This is a genomic window from Streptomyces sp. NPDC056580 (assembly GCF_042793175.1).
In the GTDB taxonomy this organism is placed as follows: Bacteria; Actinomycetota; Actinomycetes; order Streptomycetales; family Streptomycetaceae; genus Streptomyces.
In genome coordinates this window covers 239069-258847 of record NZ_JBHTVE010000007.1, presented here as the reverse complement: position 1 = coordinate 258847, position 19779 = coordinate 239069, and the positions used below count along the sequence as shown (strand labels likewise).

Annotated in this window: 16 protein-coding genes and 1 pseudogene; 7 read left to right on the top strand and 10 right to left on the bottom strand. The window is 73.7% G+C overall.

From position 1 onward, the window contains the following. Positions 1-38: 38 nt before the first annotated feature. Together ACFQ9Z_RS17580 and ACFQ9Z_RS17575 are read left to right on the top strand one after the other, a co-directional pair. Positions 39-1247 (top strand): MFS transporter, encoded by a 1209-nt coding sequence (locus ACFQ9Z_RS17580; RefSeq protein WP_383017832.1) that lies wholly within the window; start codon positions 39-41, stop codon positions 1245-1247. Positions 1248-1267: 20 nt separating this feature from the next. Then, positions 1268-2560, top strand: coding sequence for a hypothetical protein (locus ACFQ9Z_RS17575; RefSeq protein WP_383017828.1), 1293 nt, complete (start codon positions 1268-1270; stop codon positions 2558-2560). On the opposite strand, the pseudogene ACFQ9Z_RS17570 reads toward ACFQ9Z_RS17575, so the two are convergent. Next, positions 2538-2774: pseudogene (locus tag ACFQ9Z_RS17570) on the bottom strand (hypothetical protein); the annotation flags it as partial. The gene ACFQ9Z_RS17575 and the pseudogene ACFQ9Z_RS17570 overlap by 23 nt on opposite strands. A 152-nt stretch (positions 2775-2926) precedes the next feature. Beyond that, a complete protein-coding gene (locus ACFQ9Z_RS17565) occupies positions 2927-4375 on the bottom strand; it encodes an amidase family protein (protein ID WP_383018450.1) in 1449 nt (482 codons plus the stop codon). A 591-nt stretch (positions 4376-4966) separates the two neighbouring features. Here ACFQ9Z_RS17565 and ACFQ9Z_RS17560 point away from each other — a divergent pair. Continuing rightward, positions 4967-5128, top strand: coding sequence for a hypothetical protein (locus tag ACFQ9Z_RS17560; protein ID WP_383017825.1), 162 nt, complete (start codon positions 4967-4969; stop codon positions 5126-5128). Positions 5129-5655: 527 nt separating this feature from the next. Here the strand turns inward: ACFQ9Z_RS17560 and ACFQ9Z_RS17555 are convergent. Beyond that, entirely contained in the window at positions 5656-5862 is a 207-nt protein-coding gene (locus ACFQ9Z_RS17555) for a hypothetical protein (RefSeq protein ID WP_383017822.1), read from the bottom strand. Between the two features lie 251 nt (positions 5863-6113). On the opposite strand from ACFQ9Z_RS17555, the gene ACFQ9Z_RS17550 reads away from it, so the two are divergent. After that, entirely contained in the window at positions 6114-7106 is a 993-nt protein-coding gene (locus ACFQ9Z_RS17550; RefSeq protein WP_383017819.1) for a RimK family alpha-L-glutamate ligase, read from the top strand. Beyond that, positions 7103-7909 (top strand): RimK family alpha-L-glutamate ligase, encoded by an 807-nt coding sequence (locus ACFQ9Z_RS17545; RefSeq protein WP_383017816.1) that lies wholly within the window; start codon positions 7103-7105, stop codon positions 7907-7909. Before ACFQ9Z_RS17550 ends, ACFQ9Z_RS17545 begins: the two co-directional genes overlap by 4 nt. A 93-nt stretch (positions 7910-8002) precedes the next feature. Here the strand turns inward: ACFQ9Z_RS17545 and ACFQ9Z_RS17540 are convergent, their stop codons facing one another. After that, positions 8003-9628: a sensor histidine kinase gene (locus ACFQ9Z_RS17540; RefSeq protein WP_383018447.1), complete on the bottom strand. Its 1626-nt coding sequence runs from the start codon at positions 9626-9628 to the stop codon at positions 8003-8005. 56 nt (positions 9629-9684) lie between these two features. After that, a complete protein-coding gene (locus ACFQ9Z_RS17535; RefSeq protein WP_383017813.1) occupies positions 9685-10347 on the bottom strand; it encodes a response regulator transcription factor in 663 nt (220 codons plus the stop codon). Positions 10348-10493: 146 nt separating this feature from the next. Here ACFQ9Z_RS17535 and ACFQ9Z_RS17530 point away from each other — a divergent pair, with 146 nt between their 5' ends. Then, positions 10494-11306 (top strand): PepSY domain-containing protein, encoded by an 813-nt coding sequence (locus ACFQ9Z_RS17530; protein ID WP_383017810.1) that lies wholly within the window; start codon positions 10494-10496, stop codon positions 11304-11306. Between the two features lie 145 nt (positions 11307-11451). On the opposite strand, the gene ACFQ9Z_RS17525 is transcribed toward ACFQ9Z_RS17530, so the two are convergent. The 5 genes from ACFQ9Z_RS17525 to ACFQ9Z_RS17505 all read right to left on the bottom strand — a co-directional run bounded on the left by ACFQ9Z_RS17525 (position 11452) and on the right by ACFQ9Z_RS17505 (position 16977). Then, positions 11452-12297 (bottom strand): ketose-bisphosphate aldolase, encoded by an 846-nt coding sequence (locus tag ACFQ9Z_RS17525; protein ID WP_383017807.1) that lies wholly within the window; start codon positions 12295-12297, stop codon positions 11452-11454. 150 nt (positions 12298-12447) lie between these two features. Continuing rightward, positions 12448-13338: an SIS domain-containing protein gene (locus ACFQ9Z_RS17520; RefSeq protein ID WP_383018444.1), complete on the bottom strand. Its 891-nt coding sequence runs from the start codon at positions 13336-13338 to the stop codon at positions 12448-12450. A 1123-nt stretch (positions 13339-14461) separates the two neighbouring features. Further along, positions 14462-15502, bottom strand: coding sequence for an NAD(P)-dependent alcohol dehydrogenase (locus ACFQ9Z_RS17515; protein WP_383017804.1), 1041 nt, complete (start codon positions 15500-15502; stop codon positions 14462-14464). Between the two features lie 29 nt (positions 15503-15531). After that, a complete protein-coding gene (locus ACFQ9Z_RS17510) occupies positions 15532-16299 on the bottom strand; it encodes an SDR family NAD(P)-dependent oxidoreductase (protein WP_383017801.1) in 768 nt (255 codons plus the stop codon). Between the two features lie 9 nt (positions 16300-16308). Continuing rightward, on the bottom strand, positions 16309-16977 hold the full coding sequence (locus ACFQ9Z_RS17505; RefSeq protein ID WP_383017799.1) for a TetR family transcriptional regulator: 669 nt from the start codon (positions 16975-16977) through the stop codon (positions 16309-16311). Between the two features lie 370 nt (positions 16978-17347). On the opposite strand from ACFQ9Z_RS17505, the gene ACFQ9Z_RS17500 reads away from it, so the two are divergent. Next, complete coding sequence (locus ACFQ9Z_RS17500; RefSeq protein WP_383017796.1) at positions 17348-19726, top strand: M20/M25/M40 family metallo-hydrolase; 2379 nt, start codon at positions 17348-17350, stop codon at positions 19724-19726. Positions 19727-19779 lie beyond the last annotated feature (53 nt).

Sequence of the window (19779 nt, the reverse complement as noted above, 5' to 3'; positions counted from 1 at the left end):
ACGGCGTCCGGGACAGAACGGCGGGAGTCCGTCGTACTGTGATCGCGGATGCCCGGAGCCCTGCGCGCGCGGCGGCCGCCCGGCCGGTACTGCCGCGCGCGTTCTGGTGGTTGTGGACCGCCACGCTAGTGAACCGGCTCGGCGGCTTCGTCGTCGTGTTCCTGACGCTCTACGTGACAGTCGACCGGGGGCACTCGGCGTCCTTCGCGGGCCTGGTCACCACCCTCTACGGCGTCGGCGGCGCCGTCGGCGCGATCGTCGGCGGCCTGCTGGCCGACCGGCTGGGCAGACGGGCGACCCTCATGGGCGCCCAGCTCCTGAGCGCCGCCGGCACGGGGGCGCTGGCATTCACCCAGGGACGGGAGGCGCTCGGGGTCACCGCGTGCCTGGTCGGCCTGGCGGGCAACGCCTCCCGGCCGGTGATCCAAGCCGTGGTCGCCGACATGGTCACCGCGCAGGCGCGTGTCAGGGCGTTCTCCCTCATCTACTGGGCCGTCAACATCGGGGTGGCGGTGTCCGCCGCGCTCGCCGGTCTGCTGGCGCAGCGCGGTTACACCCCGCTGTTCCTCGGTGAGGCGGCCATGACCGTGCTGTGTGCGGTGACCGTGTACCTCACGGTTCCCGAGACCCGGCCCGATCCGGCACGGTTCGAGGACGACACCGGCCCGGACGCGGGGGCGGGGGGACCGTCGCGACGCCACCGCTTCCTGGCCTTCGTGGCGGTGACCTTCCTGGTGGGGCTGCTGATGCAGGAGGTCAGTACCGCGCTGCCGCTCACCATGACGACGGCGGGCCTGAGCGCACGCGACTACGGCCTGGTCATCAGCCTCAACGGCCTTCTCGTGGTGGCGCTGCAGCTTCCGGCAGGCCGGGTCCTGGCACGCCACGGTCCGGCGGGCCCGCTGGCCGTCGGGACCCTGCTGCTGGGTGGAGGCCTGGGGCTGACGGCGGTGGCGGCTTCCCTCGAGACGTACGCCCTGACCGTCGTGGTGTGGACGGTCGGCGAGATCCTCCTGGCCCCGACCGCCACGGCCGCCGTGGCCGGCCTCGTACCGGGCCACGCTCACGGACGCTACCAGGGGGTATACAGCTTCGCCTGGTCGGCGGCGGCGTGCGTCGCGCCGGCGAGCTCGGGATACGCACTGGACACCGTGGGCCCGGCCACCTTGTGGGGCGTGAGCGCCGCGCTGGGCGTGCTGGCGGCCGTGGCGTACCTCATCATCCTGCGCGGACGGCGCCACGACTGACGAGCAGAAAGGTGCAACGGATGGCCGATGAGATGACGTTCTGGGACTTCTCGAGGTCGCAGGCGCTCAGCAAGTACAACGGTTCGAGAATCGACGTGCGGGAGATCGCGGAACTGTGCGGCCTCCGCAAGGAGAAGGAGGCCGTCGAAGTCCCATGCCTGTCACCGGAGGAGATGGTGCGCATTCATCCCCTGGCGCTCGAGCGGCCGCGCCGGTGGGAGGCGGCCATCGCCGCGACGATCTACGCCTGCAGCGGTCAGATCGCCGCACGGCAGGAGATCATCACCGCGCGGGAGCTGCTGGACCGGCTGCCGAAGCCCGATCGCAACGCACTCACCGTGCCCCGCATGCTGGCGCTGGTCCCCGCACTGATCGCCGGCTTCCGCTTCAGCAGGCGGAGCGAGACGTTCAACCCGGAGGCGAACCGCTACCTGGAAGGCGCCCGCTTCCTCTCGGTGCTGCTGCGGGAACGGCCGGCCCTGGACGTGGAGATCGGGCTGTGCGCCCACCGGGCCGGTGTGAGCGACCCGGTCCTTCCCGAGCACGTCAACCGGACCGAGGCGCACCGCATGGTGGCGTTCGTCGCCTCACTGATGGACAACTCGCTGGCACAGGAGCGCACGGTCACCGTCTCCCAGCAGACGGCCACCGATCGGGCCGCGAGCACCGTCAATTCCCTCGTCTTCCTGCACTACGCGAACGAAGGGGGACTGGAACACTTCCTCGGCACACTCGACCGCCACGCGGACGACTTGAGGACCGTACTGGCACGCTGCGACACCCTCTCGACGACACGATTCCGGTTCGCCCCGCTCGATCCCTTCAACGAGGCGGTCGAGCGGGACATGCACGACGCGTTCGGACCGGACTGGTCCGGAGCGCCCGCCGACCCGAGGTGGGGCCGCGGGGGAACGCTGGACGCGGCCGTCAGGGAGGCGAAGAGGAAGATGGCGCGGTTCATACGGGACGCGCCGCTCGACATCGACCGTCTGCTCAGGCTCCACAAGGCCTCCGGGAATCCCAGTGAGCGCGGCGTCTCGGCGCTCCACTGGTTCGACCGGCACCAACGGCAACCGCTGGAGGTCCGGGCCCGTTACGACGTCGCCTTCCACCACCGGCTGGCTCTGCGCACCATGGAGAAGGACGGTGTGGGAATCGGCATGGAACGGGGCTGGGACGCCTACCAGTGGCTCGCGTGGAGCGCTGCGTACGGTTCCGTCGGAACGCCGATGCCGCTCCTCTACGCCAGAAGCTCGACCGAACCCGCGAGCCACGTCTCCCTGAGGAGCTTCAACCTCCGACAGTTCTGGTGAGGACGGGGGTGGCGGGCTTGTGCCGCGCTGAGCGAGGGATACGACGGCGGCCCGGCGTCGGCCGGGGGGGCGAGGCGACGACGGTGTAGGTGACGACCGTGCGCCCGGGGTCGGCGGGGACTTCGAGGGCGTCGTAGTCGGGGTCGGGGTCCCCGGCCTCTGGGTGGTGGAGGCGCTGCCGGCCGCCGCGGTGGTACTCGACGTCGTGGGCGTCCCGCCGCGGCCGGCTTCGAGCACGGCCTGCGCCTCAGTCTCGCCCTGACGGTCGCGCCGGTCGCCGCGTTCGCCGCCGCACGGATGGCCGCCGGCCATGGCCCCCGCACCCGCGAGCAGTGATCCTCCGCGGGTGGATGCGGGGCCCTCTGCTCACCGCCCGCCGGCTTCGGCGCCGGTCGTCGGCAGGTACCGCGGCGCACGCCAGGCATGGATTCGCCTCTCCACGGCCGCTCCGAGGGACAGCAGCTCGGCGTCCCGGTGGCCACCGGTCATCAGGAGCATCCCGACGGGCAGTTCCCCTGCGGAACCGGCCGGCACGGACAGCGAGGGGTAGCCGGCGACGGCCGCCGGTGTGGACGAGGGGATCACATCGTTGTCGCCCCGTGCGCAGTCCGTGGTCCACGCGGGGGGATTCGTCGGCGCGGCGATCGCGTCCAGGTGATGGGCGGCCATCGTCTCGTCGATGGACCGCCGCGACAGGTCCCGCAGTTCCGCCCGCATCGCGCGGTACCCCGGATCGGTCGTGGGCGGCGCGGCGAGCGCCTGCTGGAAGAGTTCCTGCCCCGCGAAGCAGGTCCGCTCCGCCGCGTGGCCGCTGTTGAAGGCGATGAGGGCGGCCAGGTCGCGAGGCCCCTCGCGGGTGGCGAGATAGGCGTCGATGTCCCGGTGGAACTCGGTCAGCAGCGCCGGGAACTCGAGCGCGGCGAGCCGGTCCTGGTAGGGCGGCGTCACCTCGACGACCTCGGCGCCCGCGGCACGCAGCCGGCGCGTCGCGCGGGTCATCACGTCGTCCACGGCCTGGCCGAGGGTCGGCAGGCGCCACAGGCCGATCCGCTTGCCCCGCAGGTCCCGCACGCCGCCCGAGCCGGTCGGCCGCCCGGCGGCCGCCCGCGCGAAGGCGCTGGTGTCCGCGTCGCCGGCGCCCGCGGGCCGCTCGGCGATGGCCGCCAGTGTGAGCGCCACGTCCACGACGTTGCGCGCCATGGGACCGGCCGTGTCCTGCTCGGCGGAGATCGGCACCACACCACGGGCGCTGACCAGGCCGAGGGTCGGCTTCAGGCCGACCACGCCGTTCATGCCCGCCGGGCAGACGATCGAGCCGTCGGTCTCGGTCCCGATCGCCACCTGCGCCAGGGAGGCGGCGAGAGCGGCGCCCGAACCCGCCGACGAACCGCACGGATTCCGGTCGAGGACGTACGGGTTGCGTGTCTGCCCGCCCACCGCAGACCATCCCGAAGTGGGCTTCTCAGCACGGAAGTTGGCCCACTCGGACAGGTTGGTCTTGCCCAGGATCACCGCGCCCGCCCGGCGCAGGCGCGTCACGAGTGCCGCGTCCGAATCCGGCGGGCTGCCCGCAAGGGCGAGCGACCCCGCCGTCGACGACAGGCCCCGTGTGCCGACGTTGTCCTTGATCAGCACCGGGATGCCGTCGAGCGGGCCGCGGACGGAGCCCGCGCGGTGCCGCGCGTCGCTCGCGGCGGCCTGGCGCAGGGCCGAGGGGTCGGTACGCAGGACGGCGTGGATCTTCGGATCGACAGCCCTGATCCGCTTCAGGTAGGCGCGGGTCAGCTCCGACGGGGTCAGCGCGCCGGCCGCCATACGTGCCTGGAGCTGTGGAATGGTCACCGTGTCGAGGTGCAGGCGGCCGAGGTCGCGCGCCGGCGCCCCGCCCGTGGTCCCGAGCGCGCCGGCGGGTTCGGGGGCGGCGGCCCGCGCGGGCTGGAGCGGGGACGCCGCCCACAGTGATCCGGCGAGCACGGCGGCTGCCAGAGCCTTCGCGCGTCTGCTGCCGGCCGAGCCGCCGCGGCGGGCCGTGAGGCGTGAAGCCGGTAAACGATGTGCCGTCAACTGTCGCATGGGGACACCCGACTACACCCTTCACGCCCGCACAAGAGCGCCGGAGGACTCGCGGTCGTCGAGCCGGCCGAGCCCGAACTCGTACGTGCCGAAAAAGGGACGTCCGCGGCCGGGCGGGGCGAATCGTGGGCGCGGCGCCGGGCCGGAGTCTGCGGCAAAGGGGTGAAGACGCGGCGATCGGATGACGCCGGCGTGCGTCGGCTCGCTGACCCGGGGAACCTGTGCTGCACGTGGAAGACGGAACGTGTGGGGCGGACGCTCCGGTCGCACCGGTCGCCGACGCGATCGTGGCCGGGATGCTGTCGGCTCCGGACCGGTGAGAGAGGCGAAGTGATGAGTACCCCTGAAGAGAACGACACGGCGCAGGTCGACGAGGAAACGAAGGAGCGGTCGGCGGAGCAGCGGAACATCACCGCGCCGACCCCGCCGGACGTGCGTGCCAAGGGTGAGGACGAGGACGGCGACCCGCCGGGGGCAGCGCCTGAGGCCTCCTAGGCGAGCTCGTTCGGATCGGCAGGTCGTCGGTCCGGTGTGCCGTTGACCGATGCGCAGTGGGCGCGGATGGAGCCGTCGCACCCGGACCGGACGACCTGGCCGGGGCCCGCGAGAAGGGCACCGGACCATGATCCGGACGGCCGCGCCGACCGGATCGCTCCGCAGCGCGCGCACCGCCATGGCGGCCTCGTCGAACGGCGCCCGGGTGAGGACGGCGGCGACCCGGCCGGCGCGCAGCCCGCACGTCGGGTCGGTCGGATCGGTATCGCGGACGCGGACGCCGGCATCGGGGCGGGTCCCGGGGCGGGCCGCGGCCGGCCCGGCCACTCGCGGGTCGGCGCCGTCTCCAGGCGCTTGGTCGCCCGGCTCAGCCGAGGCTGACCCGTGGATCACCGTCGGCGGTCGGCCGCCGAGGCCACCGGCCGGCATCGACGCCACGAGCCGCTACGCGACCGGGTCCGCCACCGACCCGCCTGCTGGTGCCGTAGCCGTGACGCCGTGACCGCCCAGCACCGCCGGCCGGCAGCCTACGGCCGCGGCGGCGCAAACGCCGCTCGCGCCGCGGCCTCGGGCTGCCGGATCGGCAGCGGGCTCATGGAGCGGGCGGGCAACGACATCGCACCGATCACATGGTCGAGTTCACGCAGTATGCTCGTCGCCGCGTCACGCACCCGCGCAGGAACATCTCCACGCTCCGCGACAAGCTGGTGGTAGATCGGAGCGTCCTGAAACATGTGGTGCCTTCCAGTAGTGATCATGACTGGTACGGGCGCCGAGTCTAGTGCCGCGACCGCATGGACACCTCACGCCGCCCTGCAGGCCCCTCACTTCACGGCCTCCGGCCGGCGGCTCTGCAACACCCCTGGACTTACCGGACTTTCGCCCCGGACGTTCGTGACGGGCGTGACATTCTGTGTCGTCACAGGACGTCATGGAGTGTCGGGCGATGAGGGTGGGGCGCACGGTGGGTCGGGGTACTTCGACGATGAGACTCTGCTTCGTGGTGGAAGAGCAGTACCGGAACGACGGTATGCCGGTGGAGGTGATCCGCCGGCTGACGTCGTGGGGGCACCAGGTGGACGTACTGCGGCCGGCCGGCTCCCTGCTGTGCCTGACGGAGGCGTTGCAGTGCGCCGCGCATGACGCCTGGGTGCTCAAGACGGTCTCCGGTGGTCCCGGGCTGACCTTGCTGGAGGCCGCCGCCGTGGGCGGGGTGACGACCGTCAACGACGTCCGCTCGATCCGCGGGGTACGGGACAAGGTGCTGGCCGCGGCCATCGGCCGCGCCCACGGGCTCCCGCTGCCGCCCACCTACGCGGCGGCACGGCCCGAACTGCTGGCGGAGATACCGGAGTCGATGTACCCGATCGTGGTCAAGCCCGCCGACGGCAGCTCCGGACGGGCGGTGCACCTGGTGACGTCACAGGGCCGGCTCACCGAGAGGGCGGCCGAACTGGCGGGGGAGGGCATGCTCATCGCCCAGCCGTACGTGCCCAACTCGGGCGTCGACATCAAGGTGTACGGCGTCGGCGGCGAACTGTACGCGACCGAACGCCGTTCCCCGCTCCACCCCGACCACGCGGTGCCCGAGCGCCGGGTGCGGCTGCCGGACGAGGTGGCCGCCTTGGCCGCCCGCGCCGGAGCCGCCTACGGCCTCGATCTGTTCGGCGTGGACGTGGTGCTGGGGCCGGACGGACCCGTGATCGTCGACGTGAACGACTTCCCCAGCTTCCGCCAGGTCCCCGACGCGGCCGCGCGGGTGGCACGGGCCGTGCTGGAACTGGCCGCCCGCGGAAGCCGGGCCGCCGAGACAGCCGAGCCCGCCCGAGTGCGCATGCCGGAGCAGCGGGAGCCGTCCCAGGCCGCCGTGTCCTCGTCCGCACCTTCCGTCCCACCGGCTCCGCCGGCGGCACCGGCCGTGTCGCCGGCGCGCTCCGGCTCGGCACCGGTTCTGACGGCGGTGGGCAGGACCGTATGAGAATCGGCCTGATCACGTCCGACCCCGGCCACCCGCTGCTCGCCGCCACCACGGCGCTCCTCGCCGACGAGCACACCGTGCTGACGCTGGACCCGCGGACGGCACCGGCGCCCGAACCGTCCGGGCCCGTCGCCGACGTGTATCTGCTCAAGGCCCGTACCCCGCAGGCGATCTCCCTCGCTCGCGCGCTGGAGGAGCGTGGGGCGCGGGTGCTGAACTCGGCCGCCGCGACCGAACTGTGCCAGGACCGCACGGTGATGGCCGAGCACGCCCGGCGGGCCGGCCTGCCGTTCGCCGCCACCCGTACCTACCCCACGCTCGCGCGGCTCGCCGAAGACCACAGGATTCGCGGTCCGTTGGTGGTCAAGAGCCGGCACAGCCGCAAGCACGACCTGGTGGCCCGCGTCGACGACAACGCCGGACTGCGCGCACTGGCCGCCGCGCACCCCCACGAACCGGTGGTGGTGCAGCAGTTCGCCCCCAACGACGGCTGGGACCGCAAACTGTGGGCGATCGGCGGCCGGATCTTCGCGGCGCTGCGCCGCTCCGAGCTCTCGCCCGAGGGGCGCGGCCCCACAATGCCGCTCGCCCTCGACAGCCTGCCTCCCGGCTGGGCCTCGCTGGTCCGCCAGGCAGGTGAGGTCTTCGCCCTGGACGTGTACGGCGTGGACATCCTCGACAGGGGACCGGACGGCCCGCTGATCGTGGACGTCAACGCCTTCCCCGGAGTCCGCGCCCAGCCCGGCGCCCCCCAGGCCCTGGCGGCCCTCGCCCTGTCGAACGCGGGCGCCCGGCACATGTGACGCGCGCGTGTCGGGCGTGGGCCCGGCACATGTGACCCATGTCTGTCGGGCGTGGGCCCGGCTCATGTGACGCGCGCGTGTCGGGCGTGGGCGCTACCGCCCCCTCGGCCGGTCCCGCTCACTGACGTGCGCGGCCGGGCGCTCATCCGCCGCCGGGTCCCGCGCGGGAGGCGCGGCGGCCGCGGGGAGGCGCAGTTCGAAGAGGGCGCCTCCGGACGGCGCCTCGCCGACGGTGAGCGTGCCGCCGTGGCGGCGGGCCACGTCGCGGGCGATGGCCAGGCCGAGTCCGGCGCCGCCGTCGTCGCGTGCACGGGCGTCGTCCAGTCGTACGAACCGCTCGAAGATCCGGTCGCGCTCGGCGGCCGGCACACCGCCGCCGTCGTCCGCTACGGTGAGGACGATCCGGTCACCCCGGCGCTCCACGCGCACGGCGATCTCGGCACGCGCGTGGCGCCGGGCGTTGTCCAGCAGGTTGCCGATCACCCGGATCAACTGGCCTCGCGAACCGGTGACTCGCTGCCGGCCTTCGGCACGGACGGCTATCGGCGTTCCCCCGGCGGGGCGGCGCCCGACCTCTTCGCGGACCAGCTCGGCCAGGTCGACCGGCGCCTGCCCGGGCCGCTCCCCGGCGTCGAGCCGGGCGAGCAGCAGCAGGTCGGCGGCGAGGTGCTGCAACCGCTCGGTGTCCTTGACCGCGCCGGGCACGTCCAGCAGTTGCGGGTGCGCCGAGCCGACCTCGAGCTGGGTGCGCAGCGAGGCGATGGGGCTGCGCAGTTCGTGGGACGCGTCGGCGACGAAGCGGCGTTGCCGGTCGACGGCGGCCTCCAGAGCGGTCAGCGTCTCGTTGGTGGTGCGGGCCAGATGGGCCACTTCGTCGTTCGAGGCGGGTTCCGGTACGCGCCGGGAGAGGTCCTCGGAGGCGGTGATCGCGGCCATCTCCCGCCGGATGCCCTCGACGGGGGCCAGAGCGCGCCGGGTCACCAGCCAGGTCACGGCGCCGACGGCCAGCAGTACCAGCGGCAGTCCCGCCAGCATCGCCACCCCGGCGCTGCGGACGGCGCTCTCACGGGTCGTCAGTGAGGCGCCCGCGTGGACGAGCACGGTCCGGCCGCCGAGGTCCGTGGCCTTGATGGTGGCGAACCGGTAGGGGCCGCCGCGGCCGTCGATCACGGCGTGCCCGGAGCTCTCCTGGATCGTGTCACCGATGGTTCCGATGGCCGGGTCGTTCGTCTGGGGCGTCGGGGTGCCGGCGGCACCGTGGTCGTCCGTGCCGTGACCGCCGGATCCGCTGTCGTCCGAGCCGTCGTCGCCGCCGCGGTCCCGGTCCCGGCCGCGGCCCCGGCCATGGTCGTCGGCCGCCGAGGTCGCCGAGGTGGTGAGTCGGGTCGCGGGGGCGGGGGACGGTGCCGGTGACGCGGACGGAGGGCTCGGCGAGGGGGCGGCCGGCGGCACACGTACGGCAGTCACACCGGTGCCGCTGATGCGCTCCAGCCCTTCGCCGACGGCCAGCAGACGGCCGTTCTCGTCCGTCACCTGGACCGGGACCCCTTCCCGCGCGCCGTCCGGCAGCGGCAGCCGGGCGTCGCCGCCACGCCAGGTGGCGACGCCGAGGGCGATCCTGCGGGCCGTGTCGTTGGCCTCGTTCTGCGCCTGCTCGGTGAGGTTCGTGCGCAGTGACAGCAGCACAGCGGTTCCGGCGGCCGCCAGGGCGACCGTCATCACGGCGGTGGCGAGCAGGACCATCGTCGCCTTCACGGAACCGAACGGCCGTCGCCTCACGAGGTCACCATCCGGTAGCCGGCGCCGCGCACGGTCTGGATCGTGTCCGTGCCGAGTTTGCGGCGGAGTGCGCTGACGTACACCTCGACGATGTTCGGGTCGCCGTCGTAGGCGAAGTCCCATACGTGCTCGAGGATCTCGGGCTTGCCGACCACCTGCCCGGCCCGTGTCGCGAGCTGTTCCAGCACGGCGAACTCCTTGGCGGTGAGCGTCACTTCCGTCCCGTCCCGGCACACCCGGCGCGTGGCCCTGTCGACGACGAGCCCTCCGGCGCGCAGGACCGGCGAGGCCCCGGCGGACCCGCTGCGGCGCAGCAGCGCTCTGACCCGTGCCACCAGCACGACGTAGGAGAAGGGTTTCGTGAGGTAGTCGTCGGCGCCGGTGTCCAGGCCCTCCGCCTCGTCGTACTCGCCGTCCTTGGCCGTGAGCATCAGGATCGGCACGTCGTGGCCCGCGGCGCGCAGGGCGGCGCAGACGCGGTAGCCGTTGAGGCCCGGCAGCATGATGTCGAGCACCACCAGGTCGTGGACGCCCTCGGCGGCCAGCCGGAGGCCCTCGGTGCCGTCGTGGACGACGTCCACGGCGAAGCCCTCGGCGCGCAGGCCCTTGGCCAGCGAGACCGCGAGCCGCTTCTCGTCCTCCACGATCAACAGGCGCATGTGCCCAGCCTCCCAAACGGAACCTGAAGGGATCTTCAGGTGGCTTCAGGTGGCCTTCAGCTTCCCCCAGGCACATTGGCGTTGCCGAACAGGCAGGCCACAGATTCGACACAGGCCGGGCGACCGCCCGGCCGGGAAGGCTCCTCATGAAGCGCACCGCTTCCATCGCCACCGCCCTCGCGGCCGCCGTGCTCGTCGGCGGCAGTGGGTACTCGGCGCTCGCCTCGGGCGGCACGGACCGGCACGGCGGTCGTACCGAGGACCGGCCGTCCGCCACGGCTTCGCCGGCGCCCTTGCCGTCGCCGTCGTCGGCCTCGCTCACGGCCGCTCAGGCGGCGGCCGTCGCGCGCAAGCAGTACCCGGGGACCGTCACCCGGGTCGAACTCGACGACCGCCACCCGGGTCACTGGGAGGTGCACATCCTCGGCGCCGACCACGTCCGACGCGAAGTGCGCGTCGACATCCACACGGGCGCGGTCGTCCTGGACCGGCGCGGCGGGGACGACCGTCGTGGGGATGACCGTGGTGGTTCCGTGCGTGGGGATGACCGTCGGGGGGACGACCGTGGTGGTTCCGTGCGTGGGGATGACCGTCGGGGGGACGACCGCGGTGGCTCGGGGCGCGGAGGTGACCGTCGGGGGGACGATCGCCGGAGGGACGACAACGGTGGCTCCGCGCGTGGGGACGACCGCCAGGGGGACGACCGCGGCGGCTCCGCACGTGGGAATGACCGCCCGGGGGACGACCGTCGTGGGAACGACCACGGTGGTTCCGCGCGTGGGGACGACCGCCGGAGGGACGGCCACGGCGGCTCCGCGCGCGCGGACGACCGGCCGGGGGACGACCACGGCGTTCACGTCGGCGGGGACGACCACCTGAAGGTGCGGGACGATCACGGCGGTGGCCGCGGCCACGGCCGGGACCGGAACCGTGGCGGACACGGCGGCGACGACCGCTGACGGCTGAGCAGAACGGTCCCCGGGGGTCCGGCGCCGGCGGCGGTCGGTGTGCCGGCGCCGGACCCGACCGGCGGCGGATCCCGGCCGGCCGGACCGGGCCGGCCCGGCCGGTGCTGCCTCGGCACGCCGAGGACACGCCCCGGCGTCAGGGCGACCCCGGCGGAGCCAGCGCCGTGAGGCAGTCGGCGATCGCGTCGGTCATGGCGGCCCGGGCCGGCGCCAGATAGCGGCGCGGGTCGACCAGGTCCGGCCCCTCCGCCAGCGCCTCGCGGACCGCACGGGTGAAGGCGACGTTGAGCAGCGTACCGATGTTGATCTTCGTCATGCCGTGCTCGACGGCGGCCCGGAGCGTCGGGTGCGGCACGCCGGAGGAGCCGTGCAGGACCAGCGGGACGGGCACCTCCTGCCGTATGCGGGAGATCAGTTCCAGGTCCAGCTCGGCGGTGCGGGAGACCATCGCGTGGCTGCTGCCCACCGCGACGGCGAGGGCGTCCACACCGGTCTCGGCGACGAACCGGGCGGCGTCCTTCGGATCGGTGCGCACGCCGGGGAGGTGCGCCGAGCCCTTGCCGCCGATCTCGCCCAGTTCCGCCTCGACGAACAGACCGTGGTCGTGCGCCCAGCGGGCGGCCGCCCGGGTCGCGGCGATGTTCTCCTCGTCCGCAAGCCGCGACGCGTCGAACATCACCGAACTTGCTCCGCACTCGGCTGTGCGGTGCAGCAGGCCGGTGTCCTCGACGTGGTCGAGGTGCAGCGCCAGCCGGGCCCGGCCGCCCGCGGCCGCCGCGGCCGCAGCGGACGCCAGGGGCATGACGTCGCCGCCGTAGTGGCGTACGGCGTTCTGGCTGATCTGGACGATCGCCGGCCGGCCGGTGCGCTCTGCGGCGTCGGCGACGGCCTGGACGTGCTCGAGGGTGATGACGTTGAAGGCGGCTATGCCTGAGCCCGACGCGTGGGCCTCGGCCATCAGATCAGCGCTGCGGCAGAGCATGACGTCCTTTCGGATGGAGCGGTCGCGGGCGACCGGGACCGGGAGGCCCGGCGCTGGGCGCGGGCGTGGGGGCCGCGGTGCCGCCCCGGGTGCGGGGCGGCACCGGGCGGGCGGCGTTCGTGGGGTGTGCGGCGTGTCCAGGGCGCGCGGTCAGGAACCGGGGCGGTCCAGGACCACGGAGCGGCTCAGGGCGCGCGGCCGGTCCGGGTCCAGCCCCCTGCGGACGGCGAGGGCCTCGGCGAGGCGCTGCACCCGGATCAGGTCGGCCTGCGGGTCCTCCGGGTGGTCCACGAAGTGCGCGCCGGTGGCGGCGACGTCCGCCCGCAGCCCGTCCTCGTCCGGGCCGAAGTGCCACACCAGGCGGCCGGGCGCGGCGATGGCGATCGGACCGTGCCGGTACTCCAGGGACGGGTAGGACTCGGTCCAGCTCTGAGTGGCCTCACGCATCTTCAGGGAGGCCTCGCGGGCGATTCCGTGCGCCCAGCCCCGGCCGAGGAAGGTGATCTGGTCGGCGGCCAGCCACTCCTCGGGCAGCGGTGTCTGGAGAGCCGTCCGCGCGGCCTGCGCCAGCGGTTCGGCCGGCTCGCCCAGGCCCGCGCGCAGGGCGGTCAGCGCGGTGGTCGCGAAGACCGTCTGCACGACCGACCTCTCGTCCGCGAAGGACAGGTCGAGGACGTGTTCGGCGGCGTCGACGATCGGGGTGGAGGTGTCGGCGGTCAGGGCGAGGGCCGGGAAGCGGCCGCGCCGCCGTTCCAGCAGTTCCAGGATCTCGGTGGTGGTGCCGGAGCGGGAGATCGCCACCAAGCGGTCGTAGGTGCGGTCGTGGGGGAACTCGGAGGCGGCGAAGTGGTCCGTCTCGCCCAGGCCGCGCCCCTCGCGCAGTGCGGCGTAGGCCTCGGCCATGAACCAGGAGGTGCCGCAGCCGACGACGGCCACCCGCTCTCCCTGCCGGGGCAGCAGGTCCGCGGACTCGGCCGCGGTGCTCGCGGCCTTGAGCCAGGTCTGGGGCTGGCGGGCGATCTCCTCGCCTATGAACGTCATGCGTGTGCTCCTTGGTGTGCGGGGGTGTGCGCCGCCGACGGGGGCCAGGCGGGGCTCGGGGGCCGACGGCGGGCGGGGCGGGACCCGGGTGGCCCGGGGGACCGGGCCGCGCGAACCGGGCTGGTGGCGCGCGAAGTAGCCGGCGAAGTGCGGTTCGAGGGCGCGGACTTGTACCGAAGTGCCTTCACGGAAGAACAGGGCCGGAGCGGTGTGCAGGTCGTCGGGGGTGAGCACGGAGACCGGGCCGAGGGCCGCTACGGTCCGGTCGACCAGGGTGGCGAGTGAGGCGCGCCGGCCGAAGCCGACGACACCCAAGCGCAGTTGGGGCGCGGACGGCTGGTTGGTCATGGGCACCCCTTCGTCGCGGACGGGGAGACGCGCACGACGCCATGGCGTCGCAGGCCCGCACCAGGCAGCGGGCATACACGGGTTACCGGCCCGGAGCCGGGATCGCACCTCGGATTCTTCAGGGACGCCTCGACCTTAGATGCTCGAAAGTGCTCAATCAACGGCTCCAGCGAGCAACTTCAAGCACCTTGGTCGCGAGCCGCCTCAGTCCGGTGCGCGCACATCAGCGGCCGTGCCGCGCCTCCGCCGTATTCCTCAGCCTCCGGCGGAACGACAGCCGGATGCCTCAACAGATCGTCCGCCAGAGGGACTTGGTGGCCGCGTTGACATCCGCGCAGGCGATCGCTTCACTCCCGGACAACGCCGGAGCCCCGCTCCGCGTCAGGGGTACGCCCAGCTGGTATGCAGACCCCGTACTGTGAGCCCGGCCCGAGCCGCCAGGGCGCCCCCACGTGTCCAGTTGGCGGCGCTGAACTGCACTTACCTCAGCGTCGACGACCTGGTGCTGCGGGCGGCGATCGATCGGGCCGCCGGTGAGCGCGGCGGCCCCGAGGTCCTGCGGTACGAAGAGGTGCCGGTTCCCGTGCCGGGGCCGGGGGAGGTGCGAGGCGGAGGCCGCGAAGGCGGGTGTCACCGTCTCGAGCGCCCAGGTCCGCTCGAACGGCGCCCAACTCGCCGAACTGGGACGGCGAGGCGACTGCCGCGACAGGCCCTGGACGCGGCCGGGTCGCCCGGGCGGCGGCAGCCGTGCCCGGGCGGTGCGGAACGGGTGGGCTCAGCCGTTGGGGAGGATGACCGCGCGGCCGTTGACCTTCCCGGCGTGCAGGCGCTCGTAGGCGAGCGGGGCCTCGTCCAGGGAGTAGGTCTCGGTGTGCACCGAGACCGCGCCCGAGCGGGCCAGGCCCAGCACCTCGATCAGCTCGCTCCGGCTGCCCCAGTAGGGCGCCGCGACCGACACCTCGAAGGGCAGGGACCCGAAGCCGACGGGCAGGGCGCCGCCGCCGATGCCTACGATCGTCACGTCGGCCTCCACCGCGGCGACCGCGCCCGCGGTCCGCACGGTGGGCTCGGCGCCGACGAAGTCGAAGACGGCCTCGGCGCCCAGACCGCCGGTCAGCGCGCGCATGGCGGCGGCCGCGCCCGCGTCGGAGAGCACCGCCTCGTGGGCGCCGACCTCCTTCGCCAGCCGCAGCTTGTCCTCGCTGACGTCGAGGGCGATCACCCGGGCCGGCGTGAGCGCGCGCAGCAGCTGGATGGCGACGTGCCCGAGGCCCCCGGTGCCGATGACCACGGCCGTCGAACCCGGGACCAGCTTCGGCAGCGAACGCTTGATCGCGTGGTAGGGCGTGAGCCCCGCGTCGGTCAGCGGGACCGCGGCGACCGGGTCCAGACCGTCCAGCGGCACGAGGTGCCGCGGGTCGTCGACGAGCAGGTACTCGGCGATGGCGCCCGGCGACCCGAGCCCGGGCGGCCGGATGCCCAGCGCGTCCGCCCGCAGGCAGTAGTTCTCCTTGCCCTCCGCGCACTTGGCGCAGGCGCCGCAGCCCCACGGCCCGTACACGGCGACCGCGTCGCCCTCGCGCACACCGCTCACGCCCGCGCCGAGCGCGGCGACCGTGCCGACGCCCTCGTGGCCGAGGGTGAGGGGCAGTTCGTAGGGGAAGTTCTCGGCGGGCCAGCTCATCACCGCGATGTCGGAGTGGCAGACGCCGGCGGCGGTGACCTTCAGCAGGACCTGGCCGGGGCCGGGCTCGGGGTCGGGGACCGTGACCACCTCGGGGGCGGCGCCGATCGTGCGGTACTGCAGTGCCTTCATGATGTGTACTCCCTTTCCACGGCCGCGGCTCAGACGGCGGTGTAGGCGCCGTCGACGAGGTGGTAGCCGCCGGCCACGAAGGAGGCGCGGTCGGAGAGCAGGAAGACGATCAGCTCGGCGACCTCCTCCGGGCGGCCGAGGCGGGCTATCGGGTGCAGGCCGACCAGACCGTCGTAGGCCTGCTGGTCCATGCCCTTCAGCAGCGGGGTCTCGATGAAGCCGGGGCCGACCGCGTTGACGCGGATGTTCTTGGCCGCGTACTCGGCGGCGGCGGTCTTGGTCAGACCGACCACGCCGTGCTTGGCGGCGACGTAGGCGACGGAGCCGGCGAAGCCGACCGAGCCGAGGATGGAGGCCACGTTGACGATCGAGCCGCCCTCGCCGCCCGCCTCGATGGCGGGCAGTTCGTAGCGCAGGGAGTAGAAGACGCCGTCGAGGTTGGTGCGGACGACCCGGTTGTAGGCGTCGAGGTCGTACTCGCCGGTCGGGGCGCTGGGGCCGCCGATGCCGGCGTTGTTCACGGCGAGGTGCAGGGCGCCGAAGGTGTCCACGGCGAAGGCGACGGCGGCGGCCACGGATTCGGGGTCCGTCACGTCGAGCCGCACGGCGGCGGCCTTGACGCCCTCGGCCTTGAGGTCCTCGGCGGCCTGCTCGGCGCCCTCGGCGTTGTAGTCGGCGAGGACGACGTTCGCGCCGCCGGCCCCGAGACGGCGGGCGGTGGCCAGGCCGATCCCGGAGGCGCCGCCGGTGACCAGGGCGGTGCGGCCGGCGAACTCACTGCTGCAGGTGGTGCTCATGTGCTGTTCTCACTCTTCGGAAGATGGTTCGGCGGCCGCGGTGGCGGCCTCCGAGATCAGGGCGTCGTAGGCCCGCTCCACCAGGGCGGCCAGGTCTGCGGCTCCCGAGTCGTGCTCCTCACCGCCGCGCGCCCAGACGCGCAGCGCGGCGGTGAGGACTCCGGCGGCGGCGTCCACGACGACCGCCGGGCGCATGTCCCCGGCGTCGTCCGTGCCGAGCCGCTCGGCGAGGATGCGGATCGACTCCTCCTGGGCGTCGACGCGAATGCGTTCGTAGGCGGCGAACAGGGCGGGCTCGGCGTCCACCAGGGTCAGCAGCCGTCGCATCCGCGGGCGCAGATGGTGGGCCGGGTTCTCCTGGTCGGCGAGCCATGCGCGCACCGCCCGCCGGTACGCGAGCAGCGGCGGCTCCCCGGCCGGACGGGCCCGCAGCAGGGCGTTGATGCGGTCGCCGTCACCGCGGACGAAGTCGAGGGCCGCGTCCTCCTTGCCGACGAAGTACCGGCTGAAGGTACGGCGGGCGACGTCGGCCCGCTCCGCTATCGCCTCGACCGTCGTGGCCGCGAGCCCGCGCTCCAGGATCAGCTCCATGGCCGCGGACGCCAGCGCGTTCCGCGTCTGCCGCGCCTTGCGCTGCCGCCGGTCCTGGCTGGGGGTGAGGGGCTCCGTCGCCTTCATGGCCCCGATCGTACGCCTTGATGTCCCATTGGGACACATGGCGCATCGAGACTCATGTCTCAGTGGGACATCTGCAGCGACGACCCGGCCGAACCGGGCAACCAACTGCGCGGCCCGGCGCCGACCCGCACTCGACGACCACGCGCCGGCACCCGCTGAGCCCCTGACGGGACGCGGGACAGCCTCGCCCGCCGGCCTCGGGGGCCGGTCCCCTCCCCGGGCGCGCGCGTCAATACCGGGGAACCAACCACAAGACTTCGAGCAGGCGGCGGAGCAGAGTGTCCCGTGTGCTGTGGACGCACTCCGAACACGAGGAGAGGGATGCCGGGAACGGTGAGGAACATCCTTGTGGTGAACGGTCCGAGCAGTGATGTCGCTGTCCACTGACGCGGAACGGAGCGGAGCGGACCAGGGGACCGGCGAGGCACGACGGCGCGGGACGAGGGGGCGTGCCCTGCTGGCGCTGGTGCTCATCGGCCTCACCCTCCTCGGCACTTCGGCGCTGCTCGCCGCGAGACCTCCGGCCGCCCGTCCGGCGGACACGCCGGCCCAGGAGTTCGCCGCCGCCCGGGCGCTCGGGCACGTGAGAGCCGTGGCCCAGCGCCCGCACCCGACGGGCACGCGTGACAACGCCCGGGTCCGCCGGTATCTCGTGGACACGGCGAGGTCCCTCGGCGCGCAGGTCGACGTGGAGTCGGGAGGGGCCGTCCGGACGGACATGGGCAGCCCGTTCCCGGCGGGAACCGTGCACAACGTGATCGCCAGGGTCGCCGGCAACGCCCCGCGGACCAGCGGCGGCAAGGCGCTGCTGCTCGTGGCCCACTACGACTCGGTCCCGACCGGCCCCGGCGCGGCCGACGACGGTTCCGCGGTCGGCGCCATGCTGGAGACCATGCGGGCGCTCAGAGCAGGGGGCGGCGTCCGCGACGACGTCGTGTTCCTGTTCACCGACGCGGAGGAAACCGGCTCCCTGGGCGCCGAGTTGTTCGTGCGGAAGCACAAGGCCGACGACTACGGTGCCGTACTCAACTGGGAAGCGCGCGGCAGCGGCGGCCCCGTGATGATGTTCGAGACGAGTGACGGCAACGGCCCGCTCGTCGACGCCTTCGCGCGAAGCGGCACCCGGTTCGTCACCACGTCGCTGGCGTACGAGGTGTACAAGCGGATGCCGAACGGGAGCGACTTCACCGTGTTCCGCGACGCCGGCGCCATCGGCCTCAACTCCGCGTTCACCCGTGGCCTGAACGACTACCATTCGCCGCGCGACGACGTCGGCCGGCTGAGCCCGGACAGCGTGCAGCACCAGGGCGAGCTCATGCTGGGCCTGGTGCGCGGTCTCGGCGACTCCGACCTGCGGAACCTGCACGGCCGGAACAGCGTCTACTTCGACCTGTTCGGCCGGGTGCTCGTTCGGTATCCGGTGGGCTGGGCGGTACTGGCGGCGGCGGTCACGCTCCTGGGCTTCGCAGGGCTGCTGGTCCTCGGCACGCGCCGGTCGGCGCTGCGGATCGGCGGTGTACTGGCGACCGCCGGGATCGCCGCCGGCGCGGTGATCACGGCGGCCCTGGCCGACTTCGGCCTGTGGTACGCCGTGACGCTCGTGCGCCCCGACATGGCGGCACTGCCGATGTCGGAACCGTACGACCGGGGCTGGTTCGTCGCCGGGTTCCTGGTGCTGCTGGCCGGGACGCTGCTGTTCGCGGGCCGGCTGACGCGCGGCCGGCCGCCGGCGGAGCTGATCGCCGGCGGGCTGGCCGTCATGGCCGTGCTGCTGGCCGTGGTCGTACTGACGGTGCCCGGAGCGAGCTATCTGCTGCAGTGGCCGCTTCTGGCGGGCCTGCCCGCGCTGGGGTTCGCCTGCCGGCGGACCGCGGCCCGGGGCGAGACGCTGGGGGTGCTGCTCGCGGCACTCGCGCCCGCGGTGGCCGTGGTGCTCTTCACGTCCTTGGTGGACAGCCTGCTGATCGCGCTGGGGGTCTCCCTCTCGGCGGTGGCCGTGCTGCTCGCGGGCACCGGCGGCCTGCTGTCGCTTCCGCTGCTGGCACGCCTCCCGAGGCCCGGGCTGCTGGCGTCGGGCGCCGCCGCGGCCTCGGTGGTCCTGGTCGGCACGGGAACGGTGGCCCTGGACTTCAGCCCGCGCCAGCCGCTGCCGGACTCGCTGGTGTACGTGCGTGACCTGGCCCGCGGCACCAGCACGTGGATGACCACGGATCCGTCCCCCGACGACTGGACGCGGCGGGTGCTGGGCGACGACCCGGGCCGGGGCACGGCGGCCCGCTACTTCGCCGAGTACGGCGACCTGCCCGTCCGGCAGGCGAAGGCCCCAGCGCTGGACCTGCCGGCGCCCAGTGTCGAGCTGCTCGCGGACACCACCGCCGGAGGCGTCCGGACGGTGCGCTTCCGGGTGGCCTCGCAGCGGGACGCCTGGCAGATACAGGTCCGCCTGCCGCGCGCGCCGCTGATCTCGTGCGTCGTCGCGGGGCAGCGGATGAACCGGGAGGCGCTGTCGAAGCAGGGCGTGGCGTCCGGTGGCGTAGTCTTCCAGTTCACGGGCGAGCCGGACGGAGCCGAACTGAGCTGCCGGACGAAGGCCGGGAGCCGGCTTCTCGTCGACGCCTCCGACTCCACCATCGGACTGCCGCCCGAGGTGGCAGCGCTGGCCGGCCCGAGGCCCCGCGAGAACGAGACGGTGCCCTACGGGTTCGCCCCGGCCGATTCCTCCGTCGTCCGTCGGACCAGAACACTCTGACAGCCGGCGCCGGAGCAGGCTTCGGGCACGTGCGCACCGGTCCGCCGGCCGCG

What these genes read in the sequence shown, in the direction of transcription:
- ACFQ9Z_RS17575 (WP_383017828.1), top strand. Translation starts at nt 1,268, where the DNA reads ATGGCCGATGAGATGACGTTCTGGGACTTCTCGAGGTCGCAGGCGCTC.
- ACFQ9Z_RS17540 (WP_383018447.1), bottom strand. Translation starts at nt 9,628, where the DNA reads ATGACGGTCGCCCTGGCGGCCGCCGGAACCGCTGTGCTGCTGTCACTG.
- ACFQ9Z_RS17545 (WP_383017816.1), top strand. Translation starts at nt 7,103, where the DNA reads ATGAGAATCGGCCTGATCACGTCCGACCCCGGCCACCCGCTGCTCGCC.
- ACFQ9Z_RS17520 (WP_383018444.1), bottom strand. Translation starts at nt 13,338, where the DNA reads ATGACGTTCATAGGCGAGGAGATCGCCCGCCAGCCCCAGACCTGGCTC.
- ACFQ9Z_RS17565 (WP_383018450.1), bottom strand. Translation starts at nt 4,375, where the DNA reads ATGGCGGCCGGCGCGCTGACCCCGTCGGAGCTGACCCGCGCCTACCTG.
- ACFQ9Z_RS17500 (WP_383017796.1), top strand. Translation starts at nt 17,348, where the DNA reads ATGTCGCTGTCCACTGACGCGGAACGGAGCGGAGCGGACCAGGGGACC.
- ACFQ9Z_RS17505 (WP_383017799.1), bottom strand. Translation starts at nt 16,977, where the DNA reads ATGAAGGCGACGGAGCCCCTCACCCCCAGCCAGGACCGGCGGCAGCGC.
- ACFQ9Z_RS17525 (WP_383017807.1), bottom strand. Translation starts at nt 12,297, where the DNA reads ATGCTCTGCCGCAGCGCTGATCTGATGGCCGAGGCCCACGCGTCGGGC.
- ACFQ9Z_RS17550 (WP_383017819.1), top strand. Translation starts at nt 6,114, where the DNA reads ATGAGACTCTGCTTCGTGGTGGAAGAGCAGTACCGGAACGACGGTATG.
- ACFQ9Z_RS17535 (WP_383017813.1), bottom strand. Translation starts at nt 10,347, where the DNA reads ATGCGCCTGTTGATCGTGGAGGACGAGAAGCGGCTCGCGGTCTCGCTG.
- ACFQ9Z_RS17555 (WP_383017822.1), bottom strand. Translation starts at nt 5,862, where the DNA reads ATGTTTCAGGACGCTCCGATCTACCACCAGCTTGTCGCGGAGCGTGGA.
- ACFQ9Z_RS17530 (WP_383017810.1), top strand. Translation starts at nt 10,494, where the DNA reads ATGAAGCGCACCGCTTCCATCGCCACCGCCCTCGCGGCCGCCGTGCTC.
- ACFQ9Z_RS17515 (WP_383017804.1), bottom strand. Translation starts at nt 15,502, where the DNA reads ATGAAGGCACTGCAGTACCGCACGATCGGCGCCGCCCCCGAGGTGGTC.
- ACFQ9Z_RS17560 (WP_383017825.1), top strand. Translation starts at nt 4,967, where the DNA reads ATGAGTACCCCTGAAGAGAACGACACGGCGCAGGTCGACGAGGAAACG.
- ACFQ9Z_RS17510 (WP_383017801.1), bottom strand. Translation starts at nt 16,299, where the DNA reads ATGAGCACCACCTGCAGCAGTGAGTTCGCCGGCCGCACCGCCCTGGTC.